The sequence below is a fragment of the Lysinibacillus sp. FSL M8-0134 genome (genome assembly GCF_038069745.1).
GTDB classification, from domain to species: Bacteria; Bacillota; Bacilli; order Bacillales_A; family Planococcaceae; genus Lysinibacillus; species Lysinibacillus irui.
This window is the reverse complement of sequence record NZ_JBBPAJ010000001.1, coordinates 1477953-1498261: the sequence shown is the minus strand read 5'-3', so window position 1 is coordinate 1498261 and position 20309 is coordinate 1477953. Positions and strand designations below refer to the sequence as shown.

The 20309-nt window shown below is 38.7% G+C and carries 20 protein-coding genes; 6 read left to right on the top strand and 14 right to left on the bottom strand.

Annotated features, from left to right (window positions below; translation table 11 throughout):
• Positions 1-67: 67 nt before the first annotated feature.
• From MKY49_RS07325 to MKY49_RS07290, 8 genes are all read right to left on the bottom strand, one after another.
• Positions 68-1303, bottom strand: coding sequence for a Zn-dependent hydrolase (locus MKY49_RS07325; RefSeq protein ID WP_274796448.1), 1236 nt, complete (start codon positions 1301-1303; stop codon positions 68-70).
• Between the two features lie 308 nt (positions 1304-1611).
• Complete coding sequence (locus MKY49_RS07320; RefSeq protein ID WP_341385874.1) at positions 1612-2067, bottom strand: nucleoside deaminase; 456 nt, start codon at positions 2065-2067, stop codon at positions 1612-1614.
• A 13-nt stretch (positions 2068-2080) separates the two neighbouring features.
• The gene (gene arcC, locus MKY49_RS07315; protein ID WP_341385873.1) at positions 2081-3031 is read right to left on the bottom strand and encodes a carbamate kinase; all 951 of its coding nucleotides are present in this window, start codon (positions 3029-3031) and stop codon (positions 2081-2083) included.
• A gap of 2 nt (positions 3032-3033) precedes the next feature.
• Positions 3034-4512 (bottom strand): cytosine permease, encoded by a 1479-nt coding sequence (locus MKY49_RS07310; RefSeq protein WP_341385872.1) that lies wholly within the window; start codon positions 4510-4512, stop codon positions 3034-3036.
• Between the two features lie 32 nt (positions 4513-4544).
• Positions 4545-5972: a DUF1116 domain-containing protein gene (locus MKY49_RS07305; protein ID WP_312505545.1), complete on the bottom strand. Its 1428-nt coding sequence runs from the start codon at positions 5970-5972 to the stop codon at positions 4545-4547.
• On the bottom strand, positions 5965-7518 hold the full coding sequence (gene fdrA, locus MKY49_RS07300) for an acyl-CoA synthetase FdrA (protein WP_274796443.1): 1554 nt from the start codon (positions 7516-7518) through the stop codon (positions 5965-5967). The genes MKY49_RS07305 and fdrA overlap by 8 nt, the downstream gene beginning before the upstream one ends.
• Positions 7519-7520: 2 nt before the next feature.
• Complete coding sequence (locus MKY49_RS07295; protein WP_341385871.1) at positions 7521-8399, bottom strand: DUF2877 domain-containing protein; 879 nt, start codon at positions 8397-8399, stop codon at positions 7521-7523.
• 31 nt (positions 8400-8430) lie between these two features.
• Positions 8431-9039, bottom strand: coding sequence for an ankyrin repeat domain-containing protein (locus MKY49_RS07290; protein WP_341386914.1), 609 nt, complete (start codon positions 9037-9039; stop codon positions 8431-8433).
• A 215-nt stretch (positions 9040-9254) separates the two neighbouring features.
• Here MKY49_RS07290 and MKY49_RS07285 point away from each other — a divergent pair, with 215 nt between their 5' ends.
• The 4 genes from MKY49_RS07285 (at position 9255) to MKY49_RS07270 (ending at position 14684) form a co-directional block, all read left to right on the top strand.
• Complete coding sequence (locus MKY49_RS07285; protein WP_274796440.1) at positions 9255-10973, top strand: PucR family transcriptional regulator; 1719 nt, start codon at positions 9255-9257, stop codon at positions 10971-10973.
• 191 nt (positions 10974-11164) lie between these two features.
• The gene (locus MKY49_RS07280; RefSeq protein WP_312505551.1) at positions 11165-12922 is read left to right on the top strand and encodes an ABC transporter ATP-binding protein; all 1758 of its coding nucleotides are present in this window, start codon (positions 11165-11167) and stop codon (positions 12920-12922) included.
• Positions 12923-12936: 14 nt separating this feature from the next.
• Positions 12937-13614 (top strand): response regulator transcription factor, encoded by a 678-nt coding sequence (locus tag MKY49_RS07275; protein WP_341385870.1) that lies wholly within the window; start codon positions 12937-12939, stop codon positions 13612-13614.
• Positions 13611-14684, top strand: coding sequence for a sensor histidine kinase (locus tag MKY49_RS07270; protein WP_341385869.1), 1074 nt, complete (start codon positions 13611-13613; stop codon positions 14682-14684). Before MKY49_RS07275 ends, MKY49_RS07270 begins: the two co-directional genes overlap by 4 nt.
• Positions 14685-14707: 23 nt before the next feature.
• Here MKY49_RS07270 and MKY49_RS07265 read toward each other — a convergent pair whose 3' ends face one another.
• Positions 14708-15295 carry an NAD(P)H-dependent oxidoreductase gene (locus tag MKY49_RS07265; RefSeq protein WP_274796436.1) on the bottom strand — a complete coding sequence of 196 codons (588 nt, stop codon included), beginning with the start codon at positions 15293-15295 and terminating at the stop codon, positions 14708-14710.
• 119 nt (positions 15296-15414) lie between these two features.
• Between MKY49_RS07265 and MKY49_RS07260 the strand changes: the two genes are divergently transcribed.
• Complete coding sequence (locus MKY49_RS07260; protein WP_341385867.1) at positions 15415-15852, top strand: MarR family winged helix-turn-helix transcriptional regulator; 438 nt, start codon at positions 15415-15417, stop codon at positions 15850-15852.
• A 44-nt stretch (positions 15853-15896) separates the two neighbouring features.
• On the opposite strand, the gene MKY49_RS07255 is transcribed toward MKY49_RS07260, so the two are convergent.
• From MKY49_RS07255 to MKY49_RS07245, 3 genes are all read right to left on the bottom strand, one after another.
• Positions 15897-16211: a hypothetical protein gene (locus MKY49_RS07255; protein ID WP_341385866.1), complete on the bottom strand. Its 315-nt coding sequence runs from the start codon at positions 16209-16211 to the stop codon at positions 15897-15899.
• Between the two features lie 53 nt (positions 16212-16264).
• Positions 16265-16462, bottom strand: a complete 198-nt coding sequence (locus tag MKY49_RS07250; RefSeq protein WP_341385865.1) for a hypothetical protein — start codon at positions 16460-16462, stop codon at positions 16265-16267.
• 221 nt (positions 16463-16683) lie between these two features.
• Positions 16684-16965 (bottom strand): hypothetical protein, encoded by a 282-nt coding sequence (locus tag MKY49_RS07245; RefSeq protein WP_341385864.1) that lies wholly within the window; start codon positions 16963-16965, stop codon positions 16684-16686.
• A gap of 196 nt (positions 16966-17161) precedes the next feature.
• Here MKY49_RS07245 and MKY49_RS07240 point away from each other — a divergent pair, with 196 nt between their 5' ends.
• Positions 17162-17968, top strand: coding sequence for a YqcI/YcgG family protein (locus tag MKY49_RS07240; protein WP_341385863.1), 807 nt, complete (start codon positions 17162-17164; stop codon positions 17966-17968).
• On the opposite strand, the gene MKY49_RS07235 is transcribed toward MKY49_RS07240, so the two are convergent.
• Positions 17912-19228, bottom strand: coding sequence for an amino acid permease (locus MKY49_RS07235; protein ID WP_341385862.1), 1317 nt, complete (start codon positions 19226-19228; stop codon positions 17912-17914). The genes MKY49_RS07240 and MKY49_RS07235 overlap by 57 nt on opposite strands.
• Positions 19229-19244: 16 nt before the next feature.
• On the bottom strand, positions 19245-20180 hold the full coding sequence (locus MKY49_RS07230; RefSeq protein ID WP_341385861.1) for an arginine deiminase family protein: 936 nt from the start codon (positions 20178-20180) through the stop codon (positions 19245-19247).
• Between the last annotated feature and the right edge of the window lie 129 nt (positions 20181-20309).

Below are 20309 nucleotides of genomic sequence, written 5' to 3'. Positions count from 1 at the left end.
TCGTCTTTTTATTGACTAGATTATAAACTACTTTAATCCTCCAAAAATTGCTAAACAAAGCCCAACTTTAGATGACAGAAGCCGATCTTAAAACAGCTTCTTCTAGGACATCTATCCCTAATAATATATCCTCCAAATCTGTATGCTCATCTGGATGGTGACTTAATCCATCTAGAGATGGAATAAAAATAAGGCCAACTGGTCCGAGTCTCGTCATATTCATGGAATCGTGTCCTGCTCCACTTTGCATATAATGATAGGAGAGTTCCTTTTCGACACAAATAGTTTCGAGCTCTTTCATTAGAGTTGGAGAAAGTAGGACAGGCTCCTCTGAACTAATGACATTGTATTCAATGGAAAGCTGTCTCCTTTCTTGCACGTTTGTAATAGTTGTATACAAATGTTGAAGCACTCGCTCTCTTGATTCTACAGAAGATGATCGAATATCTACTGTCAGCTCTACTTCCCCTGGGACAACGTTCATGGAACCTGCTACAACGTCTAATACTCCTACCGTTGCCACTGTTCCAAACTCTTGCTCTGCTATCGCTGCTTTTTCCAATTCTAATGCCAATTCTGATGCACCTAAAAGGGCATCTTTTCTCATATTCATCGGTGTCGTGCCTGAATGGGACGCTTTCCCATTTAATTTCATCAATAAACGAACTGGTGCGGCAACCCCTGTTACAATACCAATTTTCTTTTCATAGTTAATTAGCAATGGTCCTTGTTCAATATGTAATTCAAAAAATGCATGGAATCCTTCTTCTACTCTTGTTGCTTGATCAATACTACTAAAATCAAGTCCACAATGTGCAAATGCCTGTTCCATGGAAATACCATCTCGATCTACTAAATGACGGTACTTTTCTTTCTCTATCAGACCCGCCATCGCTTTACTTCCAACTGTTGAAACACCGAATCGGGAGGATTCCTCACAAGCAAAGGCGATAATTTCAATCGGATGCTTTGTCACAATAGAACGCTCATTTAATCGCTTTATAATCTCAAGTCCAGCCGTTACGCCAACAACACCATCATATTTACCACCTTGATAAACAGTGTCTAAATGGGACCCTATAACAACAGGCTGTAGTCCTGGTACACTACCTTCTCTTCGAGCAATAAGATTTCCACAATGGTCAATATGAATTTGAAGATTTTCATCTTTACATAAACGAATAAAAGCGTGTAAACAAGCCTGTTCTTCATTCGTATAAGCAACTCTCGTAATCCCTTTCTCTCCTGAATTATATTGATTCATATTATCTAGTAATTGTTGATATCGTTCTTTATAGACCATGTAAACAGCTCCTTCTTATGAATTACGAAGATGAAAATTTGACCCAATAATGCTCGTTGCCCTACTAATTACGCCTTAACGCAATGGCTGCTCAATGCTTTGCTTTTCATACAAAAAATATTGCTGAATCAAGTTAACAGCATGATTATTTATTTCATTGTACCAAGAATCTTACAACTTTTTGTTTAAAATTAGAAAAGGGATTCTCCTTGACGAGATCCCTCCTCTAATGTATGTCTACGGAAAGCTTTGAGCAGTCCTAATTTTGTTAGGCTTGAATGCTCAAAGCTAGCTAACGGGTTATTATTTTACTTCTTCTGCCATTTTTTATTAAAATGCACGAACAGGTTGTCACAGTCTTCTCTAGTCTCGATTTTGTGCATGTTTAGCACGCTTGTATCTTTACCTGAAAAATAGTCGCGTATATGCATATCAGAGAAGCCATTTTTGTGAGCATCTTCTGCTGTATTGCAATAATGTACTTCCTTAATACCTGCCCAAATAATTGCTGAAACACACATTGGACATGGCTCACAAGTAGCATAAATAACACAATCAGATAAGTCCATTGTTCCTAACTTTTTAGAAGCTTCACGAATAGCCACAATTTCTGCATGTGCAGAAAGGTCTGTATCACGATTCATTGTATTCCCTACAACGGCAATGATTTCGTCACCTCGTACAATTGTTGCACCAAAAGGTCCGCCAATATTTTGATCGATACCTTCTTTTGTTTTTTCAACTGCTAATTGAATATAATCCATACCGTGAATCCTCCTAGTTAATAATATGAGTACCAGCTTGATTATTAATTGCCTCTTTTAGACTTTCAGGGTTTGTAATAATCACTCGGTGACCACCATTTTCTATGAAGCTTAGGCTCGCTTCAATTTTTGGAAGCATACTTCCTGGTGGGAACTGATTATCTAGAACATGTTGCTTTGTTTCTTCTACTGTAATTTCTTCAAGTGCTTGTTGTTCTGGCTTACCAAAATTAATAAACACACGAGGAACACCAGTTGTAATAATTAAGGAATCTGCATTTACTTGTGCTGCTAATAAGCTTGTCGCAAAGTCTTTATCAATGACTGCATCAACGCCTTCATAGACATTATTTTCTTTTTTAATGACTGGAATGCCACCGCCACCTACAGCAATCACGACATAATCATTATCAATTAATGATTTAATAGCATCCTTTTCTACAATATCAATTGGTTTTGGTGAAGGCACAACACGACGATAGCCGCGACCAGAATCCTCTACCATTTTCCAATCAGGATGTTCAATTAACATTGCATCCGCTTGCTCTTTTGTAAAGAACGAGCCCACCGGCTTTGTAGGGTTGATAAAGTTTGGATCATGTTCATTAATTTCAACTTGTGTAATGACACTTACTACTTTTTTATCAATTTGACGCTTAGATAGTTCGTTAATTAATGCTTGTTGAATTAAATAGCCAATTCCACCTTGTGTATCAGCCACACAGTTTACTAGTGGTACTGGTGGCATACCAGCTACCTCGTTAGCAATTTCACTTCTTTGTAATGTGAAACCAACTTGTGGTCCATTACCGTGTGTGACAACTACTTTATAGCCCTCTTGAATCATATCCGCGATATGTTCGACCGTTTGTGCAACTGCCTCTTGCTGACTTTGAATAGATTCACTTCCGCTATCTTTAACTAACGAATTACCGCCGATTGCTACAATTACTAATTTACTCACAACTACACCCCTACTTTATTTTCTACACTATTTTGAACACTTTGCTGATTGAATTTATATAGCACCGTATATAAAATAAATGACATGATTAGACCGCTGAAGAATGCAAAGTCATTTAGCTTCACTAAGAACGGTACACCCTTAAGAAAGGCACCAGACATTGGTAACAGGAAGCTAATCAAAAGGACGATACACGCGATGATATTATAGCCAGATTTATAGGCTCCGTTTTTTCCCTCTTCTACGTAAAGCATTGATAAATTTAAACGTCTTTTACGCTCGATAAAGAAGCTAGACAACATAATACCCACTATTGGACCAAACATAGAACCTATGAAACTATAAAAGAAGAATAAAGTTTCTGTACTCGATACTAGTTTCCAAGGTAAAATGATTGTTCCAATAACAGCTGTTAAAACACCTGCAGATTTCACTGTAAATACTTTAGGGAATAATGTTGTCATTTGTAATCCAGATGGTAGTAAGTTACCAAAAACTACAAAAGCTGTTGCCCCTACATTTAATGCTAAAATTAACACCACTACAGAGAATGGATTTTGAATTTTATCAATTGCATCGACGATATTAAAAATTGGTTGTCCGAAAGCAATCTCTGTTCCTGCAATTAAGCTAATACAAGTGATAGCAAATAATAGATAAGAACCGATCATACCAATAGATAAACCGTAAATCATCGCTTTTGGTGATTTTGCTCTATGCGTATAGTCTGCAATATTAACCACGGGACCAGCCCAGTTCGAAACCAACGCACTGACACATGCAATAAAGACTAATGGACTTTCCATTGTTGCAGAAGGTTTATATTCTAAAATTGGTCCAATTCCACCAGCAATATTAATTGCCCAAATAGCTGCTCCAATGATGAAGATATAAACAATCGGTGATGAATATTTACCAAAGACAGTTAACATATCCATGCCACCTAAAAATAGCAACACTGTAACTAACCACAAAATGCCATAGGAGATCATTGTTGGAACATCTAAGCCAAAAATATTGAAGTCTCCACCGATAGACATATAATTCGGAATGAATCTTGAAAATAACACATTAAGGGATTGAGCACCTACAACTGTTGTCGTCCCAAAGAATACAACCCCAGCAACCAATCCTCGACATAATGCTGGTATAATAGAACCTTTCACTCCAAATGAATCTCTTAGTAATATAGCGAATGGTATACCATATTTAGAAGCAGAATATCCATTTAATGCGTAACCTGCAGAAACAATCACTGCCGAAAGCATGATGGCTAAGAAAACTTGATTGACAGATAATCCTAAGATGAAAAATCCTGCCACCGTCATATAAGACATAATATTGTGAACTGCGCCCATCCAAACTGTGATGTAGTTAAAGATCCCCCAATCCCTTTCCTGAGGCCCTTTTGGTAATAGATCTTCCGAATAGCCAAGTGCTCTATAGTCTTGATTGGACTGTTCAATTTTTGTATGTTCCATAATAAGCTCCTCCTACTTATAAGGAAGTGGGCTTAAGCCCACTTCTCACTAATTGTGATTAATGCTTTTTCGAAAGCTTCCATTGGAGGATGAGTAATACCAGCACCAATCATGCCAATACCAGCCTCTTTATGTGCGATTGCTGTATTGATGATTGGAAGAATACCAGTTTGAATTACTTTACGAATATCAATACCCGTAGGAATTCCCATGAAGTTTAATAATGGAATGGTAATATTTTGGTTCTCTGTTGTTGTAATTTCTTTCATTTGACGTGAATATCCAATTGCTTCATCTACTGTTCCACCTACTAAAGCAACAATTGCTGGTGCAGTAGCCATTGCAAAGCCACCGATGCCGTATGTTTCCGTTATAGCACTATCTCCAATATCAAGACCTGAATCTTCTGGTTTATACCCAGCAAACATCGGTCCGATTACTTGTTGTGCAGGACCTGTAAACCATGTATTACCTGCCATACCACTAATACGAACACCAAATTCTACACCGTTACGTGCCATCGTAGTGACAACAGTACTGTATTCAATACCGTGTGCAGCATCTAATGCACATTTACAGCAAGCCATCCATGTAGGACCTGAGAAGTAATCACTACTTGCTACAAAGTCAAATACTTCACGTTTTTGTTCTACAGGGTAATCTGTTTCTAAAATAAAAGGTGTTAATGCTTGAATTAATAAAGCCGTGCCTGCATTGTTACGGTTATGACACTCGTCACCCATATGAAGCGCTTGTGCAAGCATTAAACGAAGATCAATACCTTCTTTATTCAGCTTCATCGCATCACGTAAAATTGGACCTAACACATCGCGCATCCAAATTAATCGCTCGACAACGCTGTCATCGTTGGCACCCATACGTAAGATTTTTGCCATTTGCTCACTTAAGTTTGTATAGGCTATATTGCCATAAGCTTTATTTTCTACGATGTGCATAAACATAGAAGCTGAAGTTACACCAGCCATTGATCCAACTGCGTTATGTTCGTGACATGGTGAGAACGTGATTTCACCCGATGCAGCAACCGCTGCAGCTTCCTCTAGATCTTTTGCTAATCCTTCAAATATTAGAGCACCCATTACGGCACCTTTCATTGGTCCGTTCATTTTTTCCCAAGTAATAGGAGGGCCTGCGTGTAAAATTGTTTTCTTCGTCATCCCTGGTACTACATTAATGGCTTGGTCAAAACCAATTAGCACTGGTTGGGAGTTCACAATTTTTTCAACAGCAAGACGGTTTGCAGCTTCGATTTTCTCTGCTAGTTCTGCTTTATCAATTTTGTTAAGAGCTGCAATGATTTCTGGCTTACCTCCACCCGGTGGTGACCACTCTAGGTGTGTTGCGCTTGCATTTTGTGCTAAAATATCATCTTTAAAAAGTTCAATACCTACGTTAATAACGTTAATTTTACTTGTGAAAAGTTCATTAATCTTACTCATGATTTTCTCCTTTCAAAACCATTTCTCTTGCAAGTAATCCTGCATTTGTACTACTGCTTGCATGTGTAACACCTGCATCGACTAATTTTTTCACTTGCTCATCTATGTTTGGTGTATCTAAGTCAGTTCCAAGGACATACCCAATGATCTCTAGATGCCTACCTTCTTTTTCAGCTAATTGCTTAGCTTCCATGATGGCAGGAAGCATAACGCCCACTGGATCTTCATGAGAGCCGAAGCCTAATACGAAGTCCATCACGATAACGCCAACAGATGGATCTTTCGCTTCTTGTAGGAAACGCTCAATACGAGAAGATGGATCGATCATTGGATGTGGCTTACCATTTGTAAAGTCATCATCACCGAAGTCAATGAATGTATGCTCTTGACTTACACTGATATCCTTTAATAAGAAGTCCGGATTTTTTTGGATATTACTATAAACATTGTAGAATTTCTCCATAGCCAGATACATCGATTCATCACATAACGTACCGCCACAGAATAAACCACGAATGTATTTTTGTTCTGGTGATAATTTTGCGCGAACCTCTTCAATTAACGGAAGATTAAGTGCACGCTTGTTAATGCTTGCTTCATCAATACCTGCTAGTAATACAGCTTTTAATGCTGCTTCTTTAGACGTTTTTGCAAATTGTCCACCAGCAGCCACAACTGCCTCTTCATTACCACCAATAAAGTAAACAACAACAGGTTTACTGCACTCTTTAATTTGCGCAAGTACCTTTTTCTCAACACTTGCTTCAGGTGGCTTCGATACAAGAACAATTACTTTTGTTGCTTCATCAGCATCAAGAGCTTTGATACCATCAAGCATCATAATACCGCCTACTTCTTTACTTAAATCGCGTCCACCTGTCCCGATAAGTTGGGTAATCCCACCACCGAAATCATGAATACGCACACTTACCTCTTGGCTACCAGTACCTGAAGCTGCAACAATACCGATGCTGCCTTTTCTTACAGCATTTGCAAAGCAAAGACCTGTATTCCCAATGATTGCTGTTCCACAGTCTGGCCCCATCATTAATAAACCTTTTTCATGTGCTAAAGTTTTTAATTCTACTTCGTCCTCTACGCTCACATTATCGCTGAATAACATAACATGCAGATTATTTTCAAGAGCTTTGCGAGCTTCACGAACAGCAAATGCACCATTTACCGAAATAACGGCAAAGTTTGCATCTGGGATACCTTGTACGGCAGAATCAATCGTTGCATATTTAATATCGCTTTTTGCTTGTGCTGAGTTTTTATTTGTTAACAATTCTTCTACTGCTAAGTAAGCGCTTTCCGTTTGCTCCGCATTAGCAGTTTTTACAATAATCATTAAGTCACCAGCTGTTGCTTCCTCTACTTCTGACGTCATCAAACCAACGTTGCGAATGACTCCTTTGTTCATTTCAGTCCCCATACCAATAATTGCTTGCTCAACGCCTTCAATTTGATTCGCTTTTGTTGATAGTGACATCAATGATACTGAATCAAAATATGTGTTTCGCTTAATTACGACTTTAATACTCATCTTTATCCTCCTAATTTTATATTGGCTTCTAAGCCACTTATAAGCCCTAAGGCGATATCTGTCCCCGATGAGGAGCCAATTGCAAGCACCTTTCTAAGAGCCTGAATTGAATCCGCTTCCGTTCCATATAAAATGGAATAAATGAGTAAACAGATGGATTCCCTTACTTGTCCATTTGCTGCCTTTTTCAATGTTGTATAGCTAATAGCATTGGTCAAAGGCTTCATCATGTTGATGGCGCTTTCACACAGTCGCTTGTAAATATTACAAGGACTATTTTCTAAGTGAATGATGGCAAATAAGCCTACTAAAAAATCATCACCTGATGGTGTTAGCCCAGGTCCCAAGCCTACTAAATCAATTGCATAACTCTGCAAATGATCAAAACGCTGATTCATTAATTCCTCTCGGAGTAAACTTGTACGTTGCTGAAGCAACCTCGATGTTTCAGCCTCAAACTCACTAATTGATGAATTACTACGTTTCATTCCTCCACTTTTGCCATGTAAATTAATAAATTGTTTTACAGTGACTACATTCGTTTTTAAACAGGTTTGATCAGTTGGGAAAATAGGTAGTTGACATTGCCAACGAGTGGCGGTCTGCATTGCTATTTGTACTTTATCTTCTATTAATAGTTGGTCATGTTGAACCGATACTCTGTCATGTTGGTGAATGTGCAGGTTGCCTAAAGTATCGAGATCGATAATCATTGTATTGGGTGCATTATCCATTGCTTTCGTAGCAAGTGTGAAAATTTCTCCATTAGCCTCGCTTTGAATATTCAATGCATGCGTAAAAACACTATGAACCGTTCCCGTAAACCCCGATGCACCTATTTGCTGAAGAAAATAGCCATCACCAGATATTGCGTGTATCATATGTACACCTCTTCATGTCCTAGAAATACTACTATTTTGCCCCTGCTCCTATTAGAATCTTTTCAATTTCAGTGAATCCTTTTTCTCTCGCCATCGCTAACGGTGTCACCCCATATTGATCTACTAATTGTGTATCTGCACCATGTTCAACTAATAAACGAACAATTTCCTGTTGCTTCTCTCCACCATCATTTAAAAGAATTGCTTCAATTAATGGTGTCCAACCACAAATATTCGTATGGTTGACATTAATATCTGTAGTCGTAACAAGTTCACGTACCACATCTACAAATCCCTTCTCACTTGCAGGGTGAACACCTACACCACCAAAGCGGGTTAAACGTTCTAAATCTGTGTCTGCTTCAAGCATTATTTTCACAAGCTCTAACTTTCCGTTAATACATCCATATAAGAATGGATTTAAGCAAATTTGATCTTGAAGGTCGACATCTGCCCCTTCCTGAATTAGAAATTTTACTGTTTCTAATTGATCATTCATAGCAGCAAGTAAAATTGCCGTACGTTTACGCTTATTGCGAGAGTTAATATCTACACCTTGTTGTAAATAACCTTTCAAAGCGTTAATATCCCCTGTTTCAGCCGCAGCTAAAAATTCCGACACCACATTTGTATCTTCCACCATTCTTACCTCCATTAATCCGACCTATTGTTCATTTCAACTAAAGGGAAATGAACCGCAGCAATGTTATTTTTTTCACATTACCGTCTTACACGCTTTATTTTATTCTCTTAAAACGTATATATCATTGTTTAGCAAAACCAAAAAGAATGTAGATGATTTAGGCAATGTGTACAATGTTTTGTGATAAGATTATGGCAAAGGAGTGAAATCATTTGCTAACAATCAAAGATATTCTAGAAACAAAGGCACTCGAAGGAATTAAAATTGTTGCCGGAGAACAAGGGATTCATAATAAAATTGCACTTGTGAACATTATTGAAAATCCCGATGCATTTGATTGGCTGACACCGAATGAATTATTATTAACAACTGGTTATATATTTCAAGACGATGAAGCATTACAAAATAAAATTATCCAAGAAATTTCTAAAATAAATTGTGCTGGCCTTGTCATTAAAATGAGGCGCTATTTACAAAAAACGCCTCAAAACATGATTGATATTGCCAACCAATATGGTTTGCCCTTAATAGAATTACCTTATAACTACACCTTGTCCAAGGTCATCTCGATCATCAATGAAAAGGCTTCAGGAGGCTATGATTTATTAAATAGGAAGTCATTGGATATGCATAATACGTTGTTTAAGGTGGCACTTGAAGGGGGAGGCATTGAATCCATCTCTTGCATGTTAGCCGAAACGATTAATAACCCGATTATCTTTTTGGATAGTGACTGGAATTTACTGCATTATACAGATCTCGATTCGAATCCTGTGCCACTTGCCTATGGCATCAACCTCAAGAAGAATCGGCCTACGTTTTCGAAGGATTTCATTGATACAATTCCAAAAGATTTAAACGAAATGCAAAAATCAATTACAAGGATGTATCATTTAGAAGATGTGGCTGTGAAATGCCGAATACTACCCGTGGCAGTTGCAAATTACATTTACGGCTATATTGTAATTTGGCAAACCGTACGTGATTTGACGGAGTTTGATTTCATCGTTTTGGAGCAAGCATCCACGATTGTTGCGTTAGAAAGGATTAAACAGAAGGAAATTGAGGGTGTGCGTTTAAAAATTAAACAGGAATTTTTTGATGATTTATTGACGGGTAAAATCAAATCCAGTGAAACGCTGCAAACACTCTGTGACCTACACGGCTTAAATATCAATTATAAATATTATTGTATCGTCATTTCGATCAGTCATGACAACCTGAGTGAACACCTTGATTTAATTTCAAGAAAATACGAATCTGATAATATAGCAAAAAAATGTGTGACTTTAATTTACGAACACTCTAGTACCATCAATGGAGAAATTACATGTCTTTATCGAAACAATCAAATCATCGTACTAATAGGACAACAGGATACGAAGCAAGACAGGACGATTAATGAAACAAAACAATACGCAGATACTATTCTGCAATTATTAATACAGCATAATAGCCAAACTTCCTTTTTGGTAGGTATTGGCAAAGAATATAAACATATTCGCTTTGTTCATAAAAGCTTTGCAGAAGCTCATGAAGCACTTCGACTAATGCAACGGTTTGAGGAACGTGGAGCTGTAGCCCATTTTGCCGATCACTCAATTTATCATTTTTTAGATTCAAATATGAATGAGGTGCAATTAAAGGACTTTTTCTTAGAAAGCTTAGGAGCTGTCTTTGAGCATGATCTTTTACATGGGACAAGCTACCTCGTTACATTAGAAAACTATTTTATTAATCATATGAATATTAGTGAAACAGCTAAGGAAATGTTTGTTCATCGTAACACATTAATTTATCGTATCGAAAAGATTAAAGAGATTCTAAAAACAGATTTAAAAAGCTATGAGGAACTGCTGCAAATCCAATTAGCCCTTAGAATTTATCGTTTGCTTGGAAAGTCTTTATACCATGATGAATTCGCAGATTAATTGTACAAGGTGATGCCCGATATGTGCATCGCCTTTTTAACTTGAATCAACCTAAACATCACGTATAGCAGACCCTCTCTTTTATATGATATATGATACGCTTCATTTCATATTCAGTTCATAAACGCATGCTATAGTAAAGCCATAGAAACGAAATACGTTGTTTTATACATTGAAGGAGGCTTATTTCTTTGCAAGAGACATCAAAAGACAAGACAAATCAAAAAGATTGGCGACGCTTTATCCAATTAATCAAACGAGCCGAACCCCCAATTTGGTTACTGGTCATCGCTTTAGTAATGAGTTTAGCTACGACGGGTGTAGGCTTTATCGTCCCACTCTTTACAAAACAATTGGTGGATGGTTTTTCATTAGAATCACTTGATTATTGGCAAATTATTGTACTCGGTATTGCCTTTATCGCACAAGCTATTGCTAGCGGATTATCCATCTACTATTTAAATCGTGTTGGTCAGCATGTTGTCGCTAGATTGCGAGACCAGTTATGGCGAAAGCTTTTACATTTACCCATACCCTACTATGATCAACATGATACAGGTGAAACATTAAGCCGTGTTACGAATGACACAGCCGTTGTAAAAGAGCTCATTACAGAACATTTAGCAAACTGTTTATCTGGGGTTATTTCGATTATTGGTTCCATCATCATTCTCTTAATCTTAGATTGGAAAATGACGTTAGTGATGCTAATTGCAGTCCCACTCGCAATGCTGATTTTAATGCTGCTAGGTAAACGGATGTTTGTGATTTCTAAAGGTATGCAAGATGAAACAGCGAAGTTTACAGCGGTGTTAAGTCAAGTTTTGCCTGAAACTCGTTTAGTAAAGGCTTCGAATGCTGAGCAAGTGGAATATGAGCGTGGCAAAAAAGGCATTACAAATCTTTTTACATTCGGCTTAAAAGAAGCGAAAATTCATGCACTGATTTCACCGCTCATTTCATTCGTTCTCATGTCAGTGCTAGTAGCGATCATTGGCTATGGTGGTGTTCGCGTTTCCTCTGGGGAACTGACTGCTGGTGATATGGTGGCATTTATTTTATATTTAATCCAAATCATTATGCCAATGACACAACTAACAATGTTCTTTACTCAGCTACAAAAAGCAATGGGGGCTACAGAACGAATTAGTTCATTACTGGAACATGAAGAGGAACATATTGATGAGGGTTTAACTGTCGAAAAAATCAATCAACCGATCTATGTTAAAAACGTTGATTTCTCTTATGCTGAAGAACCGATTTTATCCAATATTAACTTCACGATTGAACCAGGCAAGGTTACAGCAATAGTGGGGCCTAGTGGTGGCGGAAAAACTACAACCTTCTCGTTGTTAGAGCGATATTATCAGCCAACTAATGGTAGCATCACACTAGGAGATACCCCCATTGAAACTTTCTCTCTCCATTCATGGCGCAGTCAAATTGGCTATGTGGCACAGGAAAGTGCTCTGCTCTCAGGTACGATTCGAGAAAATATTTGCTATGGTATAGAGCGAGACGTCCCAGATGATGAGCTAGAAAGAGTCGCTAAAATGGCCTATGCGGATCAATTTATTAATGAGCTGCCAGATAAGTTTGACACAGAAGTAGGAGAACGAGGCATTAAGCTATCGGGAGGGCAACGTCAGCGTATCTCGATTGCAAGGGCGTTACTACGCAATCCCCAAATATTAATGTTGGATGAAGCAACATCAAGTCTAGATAGTAAGTCAGAAATTTATGTACAAAAAGCTTTAGACAACTTAATGCAAGGTCGCACAACATTAGTAATTGCACACCGTTTATCTACCGTGGTAGACGCCGATCAAATATTATTTATTGAAAAAGGACATATTACAGGCTGTGGTACACACGAAACGCTCTTTGAAACACATGCTATGTATCGTGAATTTGCCATGCAGCAATTACGTATTAAAGAGAATGAATAAAGGGGTTTGTTGAAATGACAAAACTATTAGTGGTGGATGATGATGCACATATTCGAGAATTAGTAAAAGTATTTCTTCAAAATGAAGGTCTTGAGGTTATAGAGGCTACGGACGGTGTAGATGCACTGTCCAAATTAGCCGCTGAAAAAGTGGATATGGTTGTGATGGATATTATGATGCCAAACATGGATGGCTGGGCATTATGTGAGGAAATACGTTCATTCGATACGGATCTCCCTATCCTTATGCTAACAGCTAAAGGAGAAACCTCCCAAAAGGTCAAGGGCTTTCATTTAGGAACAGATGATTATCTAGTGAAGCCATTTGAACCAGTCGAGCTCATCGTGCGGGTCAAGTCCATTTTAAAAAGATACCGCATTTCCCTCTCACAGGTTGTAGAAGCTGGTAACGTTAAATTGAATCGCAGTACGCATGAAGTGGAATTGGACGGGGAGACTATTCTACTTCGTTTAAAGGAGTTCGAGCTATTATTCACACTAGCAAGCTATGTTGGTAAAACCTTTTCACGTGAACAATTAATCGAAGAAATTTGGGGCTTTGATTATGAGGGTGATGAACGAACAGTCGATGTCCATATTAAAAGAATACGCGAGCGTTTTCCACAGGAAGTTAGCGGCTTTGTCATTCGCACTATTCGTGGCCTTGGTTACCGCTTGGAACTAGCCACATGAGAAAACGAAGATTCTTTTTAAAGTTGATCATGGTCCTTTGCCTGTTTCTCATTGCAAATACTGTATTTGCTTTGCTTGCCTATCATGCAACCACATGGCTTTATAGTCGATTGGGTGCAGAGCCCCAAGGATTTTGGCTACAGTTAGGAACAGTAATTGGTGTATTTGTTCTCTTTGCCTGTTCAGCCGCTATTATCTTTTTAATCGGGCTAAATCGACAACGTAACTATTGGGATACGATTGTAGATGCATTAAGTCGCATGGCAAAAGGTGACTTTGATGTCAAATTAGATTTGAAAGCAGATGAGGAAGACCAATTTGGGCAATTAATTCATGGCATCAATCATATGGCCGTTGAATTAGGCGAACTCGAAAGAATGCGTCAAGAGTTCATTTCCAACGTTTCACATGAGATACAGTCACCTTTAACGTCTATTAATGGCTTTGCAAAGGCACTAAAAAATATCAATCTGCCTGAGGAAAAACGCCAACATTATTTAGACATTATCGAATTAGAAAGTTATCGTTTATCGAAAATTAGTGAGAATTTACTTAAACTAACATCATTAGAATCCCAGCATCATCCTTTTGAGCCTAAACAATATCGATTAGATAAACAATTGCGCAATGTTGTTCTCGCATTAGAACCGAATTGGCTAGAAAAAGAGCTCGACTTTGATCTCCACCTTGACAACATTTGCATCACAGCTGATGAGGATTTAATGAACCAAGTATGGATGAATTTGCTGACTAATAGCATCAAATTTACCCCCAATAAAGGTACCATCTCATTGTCCATGAGGTTGGACTCAGATAGAATCACCGTAATTGTTCAAGACACTGGCATTGGCCTAACGGAGGAACAACAAATGCATATCTTTGAAAGATTTTATAAGGCTGACCAATCCCGAACAGCCAAAAATGGTGGCAGTGGATTAGGGTTAGCGATTGTTAAAAAAATTATTGATATGCACAATGGAACGATTACTGTGGAAAGCAAGCTAGCCGAATGGACAAGATTTTTAATTACAATACCGATCGTCAGTATTTCAGCTCGTGCAAACGATTAACACCGTTCTGCACGAGTTATTTTTTAGTAAGCTACTTTTCTAAAATATTGATATACTTTATTCAATTTTTGCTGTTGCTTCCCCTTCTTACTTTCCATGTTACCAAACTCAAAAAACTTCACTTTTTTCATCCCAACAAACTTAAACAATGCACGCTTCATCAAAATTTTATGTGCGTTATTCAACCATAAAAATGGATAATTGGTTGGCCCCTTCATTGTAGACACACAGACAACAGACTTCCCTTTTAAGAGCCCTTCTGGAAATAACCCCTTTGTATCGCGATAAGCAAAGTTCGCTGCAAATAATTGATCAATATAGCCTAACAGCATAGCTGGTGGCCTCCCCCACCAAATCGGGTAAACAAAAACTAGTTGATCTGCCCAAGAAAGCTGTTGGCGATATTTTTCCATCTTCGGATCCTGATACATATCACGTCGTCGTTTGTGCTCATGGAACATTAAACGTGGATCGAAGTCTTCTTCATATAAATCTAGTATCTGTAACTCCTCGATGGCAGGATTCTCACGACACCCCTTAATTACTTCCTGTAGAAAAGCATAATTTAAACTTTTATGATTTGGGTATGTATAGACAATTAGTGTTTTCATTTCGTGCACCTCATTACTTATCATTTGATAACAAAATAATAATCGAGCTCTTTTTAGTTGTCAAATGATAATTGTTTTGAGATAAGTTATTTGGTATCTTGACAGTAGAGGTGATCCCAATGAATAAAAGCTCTTTATTTCATCAATTTGTATCGTTTACTGCCACTATCCATCAAGTAACACACGATCTTACACAAAATGTTACGGATGCAAATATCACACCGCTACAATATAAAATTCTTGAATATATTAAAGTAAGCCAGCCTGTCACACCAACCGAAATTAGTGACTGCCAACACATGTCCTTACCAAATACGAGTCGTGAACTACGAAAATTACAAGAACGACAGCTAATTGAAAAATTTAACGACACCGGAGACCGAAGAAAGCAATATGTTCGCTTGTCCAATGAAGGTGAAAAAATGATGGAAGAGGCCTTCGCCTGTATAGAGGAACGCTTTTCCCAGCTTATTCAACATGCTTCTCCACAGGATCTAAAGGAAATCCAACATGCCCTAACCATCCTAGAGCAAAAGGTTTTTCAACAGAAAGTTTAAGACCACGCCGCTAGCTGCTTCCTACAATAGCAGGCTGGTTCTTTTTAGGTAGTTGATGTTGCATTATTGCTCATACCTTTGCTTGTGGTGATTATTCTTGATTCCATACCGCTCATACTCTTGCTCGAGGTGATCATTCTTAGCTCCATTCCGCTCATACTCTTGCTCGAGGAGATCATTATTGGCTCCATTCCGCTCATACCCTGGCTCGTGGTGATCATAATTGGTTCAAAACCGCTCATATCCTTGCTCAAGGTGATCATAATTGGCTCCATTCCGCTCATACTCTTGCTCGAGGTGATCATTCTTGGCTCAATACCGCTCATATCCTTGTTCGAGGTGATCATAATTGGCTCCATTCCGCTCATATCCTTGTTCGAGGTGATCCTTATTGGTCAAAGCCGCTCATACCCTAGCTCGTGGTGATCACCTTTGACTCAATTCCGCTCATATCCTTGATCGAAGTGATCCTTATTGGCTCCATTCCGCCCATATCCTTGATCGAAGTGATCCTTATTGGCTCCATTCCGCTCATATCCTGGCTCAAGGTGATCATAATTGGCTCCATTCCGCTCATACCCTGGCTCGTGGTGATCATAATTGGCTCCATTCCGCTCATACTCTTGCTCGAGGTGATCCTTATTGGCTCAATACCGCTCATATCCTTGATCGAGGTGATCCTTATTGGTCAAAGCCGCTCATACCCTAGCTCGTGGTGATCACCTTTGACTCAATTCCGCTCATATCCTGGCTCGTGGTGATCATAATTGGCTTCATTCCGCTCATATCCTGGCTCAAGGTGATCTTTATTGGCTCCATTCCGCTCATACCCTAGCTCGAGGTGATCACCTTTGACTCCATTCCGCTCATACCCTGGCTCGTGGTGATCATTCTTGGCTCCATTCCGCTCATATCCTGGCTCAAGGTGATCATAATTGGCTCCATTCCGCTCATACTCTTGCTCGAGGTGATCCTTATTGGTTCAAAACCGCTCATATCCTTGCTCAAGGTGATCATTATTGGCTCCATTCCGCTCATACTCTTGCTCGAGGTGATCATTCTTGGCTCAATACCGCTCATATCCTTGTTCGAGGTGATCATAATTGGCTCCATTCCGCTCATACCCTTGCTCTGGTGATCATTCTTGGCTCCATTCCGCTCATACCCTTGATCGAGGTGATCCTTATTGGTCAAAGCCGCTCATACCCTAGCAGTCTCTCGAAAGAATACCTCGTATACTCGCGACAGATTCGTAACCCATTTGCTTTTTCTTTAATAGTATAAAAGTGAGTAGAAGGAGGAGTCTCAAGTGGAAGGTGTAGTGTTTGATAGGAAGTGGATTGAGGATCATTTTGAAGCACTTCCATTATGGCAACAGTCTGCCTATAATGACTTTGCTGCCACGATTGCTGATGAAGCAAATACGTTTCCGTGTGTACCAGCCAGAATGGGCTTTTTATCTAATCATTTACGTTATAGTTTTGTTGGCGATTCACGGGAGGAGCAATCGATTAACTTGCTAGCACAGTGCTTAAAGGAATACGCGAAAGTCTCGCGATCTTGTGGAAAATATACAACCCTTACAGTGTTTTTTCATACCCCTCTTGATATGCTAGAAAGCTTTAAGGTGGAGGATTATCAACAGTTATTTTGGTCAGTCTTAAACCATTTAACCAACATAGATGAGGTAGCTTGGCCTGAAGAAATACCAACAGATCCAGTCCATAATGAATGGGAGTTTTGCTTTAACGGGGAACCCTATTTTATTTCTTGTGCTACACCAGCACATAAATTGCGGAAGAGCCGTCATTTTTCTACTTTGTTAATGGCCATTCAACCTCGCTGGATATTTAATGATATAAACGACTCTACTGCATTTGGACAAAAAATGAAAAAACTCATCCGCCAGCGCATTGCAGACTATGACCAAATTCCAGGACATCCTGATTTAAAATGGTATGGACAAGAGGATAGCTATGAATGGAAGCAGTATTTTTTAAGTGACGATAATCAAAGTCCAACCAAATGCCCTTTTTTACGGATGTCACAGGAAAATGGTTCATTGCGTAATATTCCTTTGCCTTTTCACGACGAACCAGGTCGCCAATCCAATTAGAACAATAAAGAGCAGGCTCACGTAAAAACCGAGTCTGCTTGTTTTTTCGCCTAAAGTCCCAGACACCGTCACTATAATGAGTAATATCCCTATATTATTTTTCACATAGGCCCACTTTGATAATGCCATGAGCTTCCTATAGGTCACTAAAATAAAGAGCCAGTTGTAGATTAGCATTAAACCCGCTGCGGTAATTAAATATTCAAAAATTTTTTCTGGCATCAGAAAGCCAATAACAATCGTGATGACTAAACCACTCGTTAAAAAAATAAAGGCGGGAAATGGCACTTTCATTTTCCCTTTTTTCGCCAAAATATCTGGAGCATCTTGATCCTCTGCCAGTGTTATAAGAATGGTGATAACCGCGTAAAGCGAAGCGACCATTGTTGAAAAACCAGCTATGATTAATACACCATTAAAAATATCTGCTACAAAAGGTATATGATAACCATGAAGTGCTGTGATAAAAGGGCTTTCATCTATCGCAAAGTCTTTCCATGATACAAGTGCCAATGCAAGTGCAATAGCTAGGATAAAGATGATTGTTATGACAACAAGCATAATTCTTCCTGCTTTCGGCGCCTCTTGCGGATTTTTTAAATCGATAACCATTAACCCCATTACCTCTATTCCTCCATAGGCATAAAAGGCATAGAGCAGTCCAAGCCATATTCCTTTCATTCCTTGTGAAAAAAAGGATTCATAATTAGCTTGTAATGAATCCAGAGTTGCTGCTTGCGTGCCTTTCAAGATGATAATAACGGCAACGATAATAAACATGATAATGGCAGCAGCTTTTAAAGCTCCGAAGATATTTTGGAAATTTTCAAAGCCCTTCATACCTGTTTGAATCACGACTAATCCTAGTACGGCATAAATCGCTGCAGAAATCCAGAGTGGCAGTGCTGGAAACCAGAACCTCGTAAAAATCCCGAGCGCCATCAGCTGACTTCCCATGATTAATAACTCTGACATCAAGTATACCCAGCCATTACTGAACCCTGCCCATCGTCCAAAGGCTTGCTTGGCATAAGTACGAAAGGAGCCTTTATCAGGGTTTTCCACAGACATTTTGACAAGAGCATCATAAACTATATACGTGCAAATGGCTGCTAATAAAAAAGGAATGAGCACGGCTGGTCCGCTTTTATGAATGGCCATACTTGTTCCAAGAAAAAAGCCTGTTCCTAATGTACAGCCGATACCGAGAAGTGAAAGCTGCCACCAAGACATTCTACCTTTACTTGTTTTTGATGTCATTATTATCAGCCTTTCATTACGTTCTTACCAATGGCATTGTCATGCATCGAATTCCACCACCGCCTTTTTCAAGCTCTGTGACATCAACCTCAAGCAAGTTCTTTTTCTTTAGTAGTGGATGTGCCAATAATTGCTGTTTCGATGCCTGTTTGCTAATCACTAATGTTTCAGGATTTAGGTTAATAAAATTAATATCAGGGATTGTCTTATAGGAGTCTAGCCAGAAAACTTCAAAACCATGATGCTTTAAAAATGATTCCACCATATCAAAACGTCTGCTTTGCGCTTTCAACACCTGTACTGGAAAATAACGAACAAAACTTTTAGCGATGACCAAATTCTTGTTCACAACATTACAATTCATATCTAAATGAAGCGTATCATTGCTTTTTGGTAAATCAATGACTGCGATTTCAGAAAATCCCTCATGTAAAATAGTTTCCATTATACCTTCGATAGCCTCTATTGTCGTTCGCATACCGAGATTAATAAGTACAGCATCCTTATTTAAAATCAACACATCTCCACACTCGAATGAATGTAGTGGTTGCAACATTGGCATCAATTGTTGGGGAAACCATTTTTCTAAAAGTGCATGAGCAAGAGGATATTCTGGTTGCCTTAGTGAGCTTCCTGCATTACCAGGTACTATTCGATTGCCGATGACACACGCAAGATCACGTACAAAATAACGGTTAATAAACTGTTCACTTAATAACTGCTGATCAATAGGAAGTTCTTTTGCGTAATCTATAACTTTAACCCCCGCGTTTTCTAATATCATCTTTAGTGCCATGAAGCTTTCCAGTGCCTTACTATGATTAACCGTATCACTCCAACCTACCTGCTCCGCTATCGTTAAATCTGAGACATCTGCAATTGAAGGTGCACAAAGCATGACAACCTTTAGCTCTTCATGCTCTGACCAACAATTTACTTGGAATGAATCCACTCTATTTTCTCCCCTTTTTCATTAGCGTTACCATTGCTTTTTGGATTATACAAATATGAACATAAGCAGGATTTTTTCATTTTATGGTTAATTCATACAGAGGGAAAATCAATTAAAGAAAAGGATGTT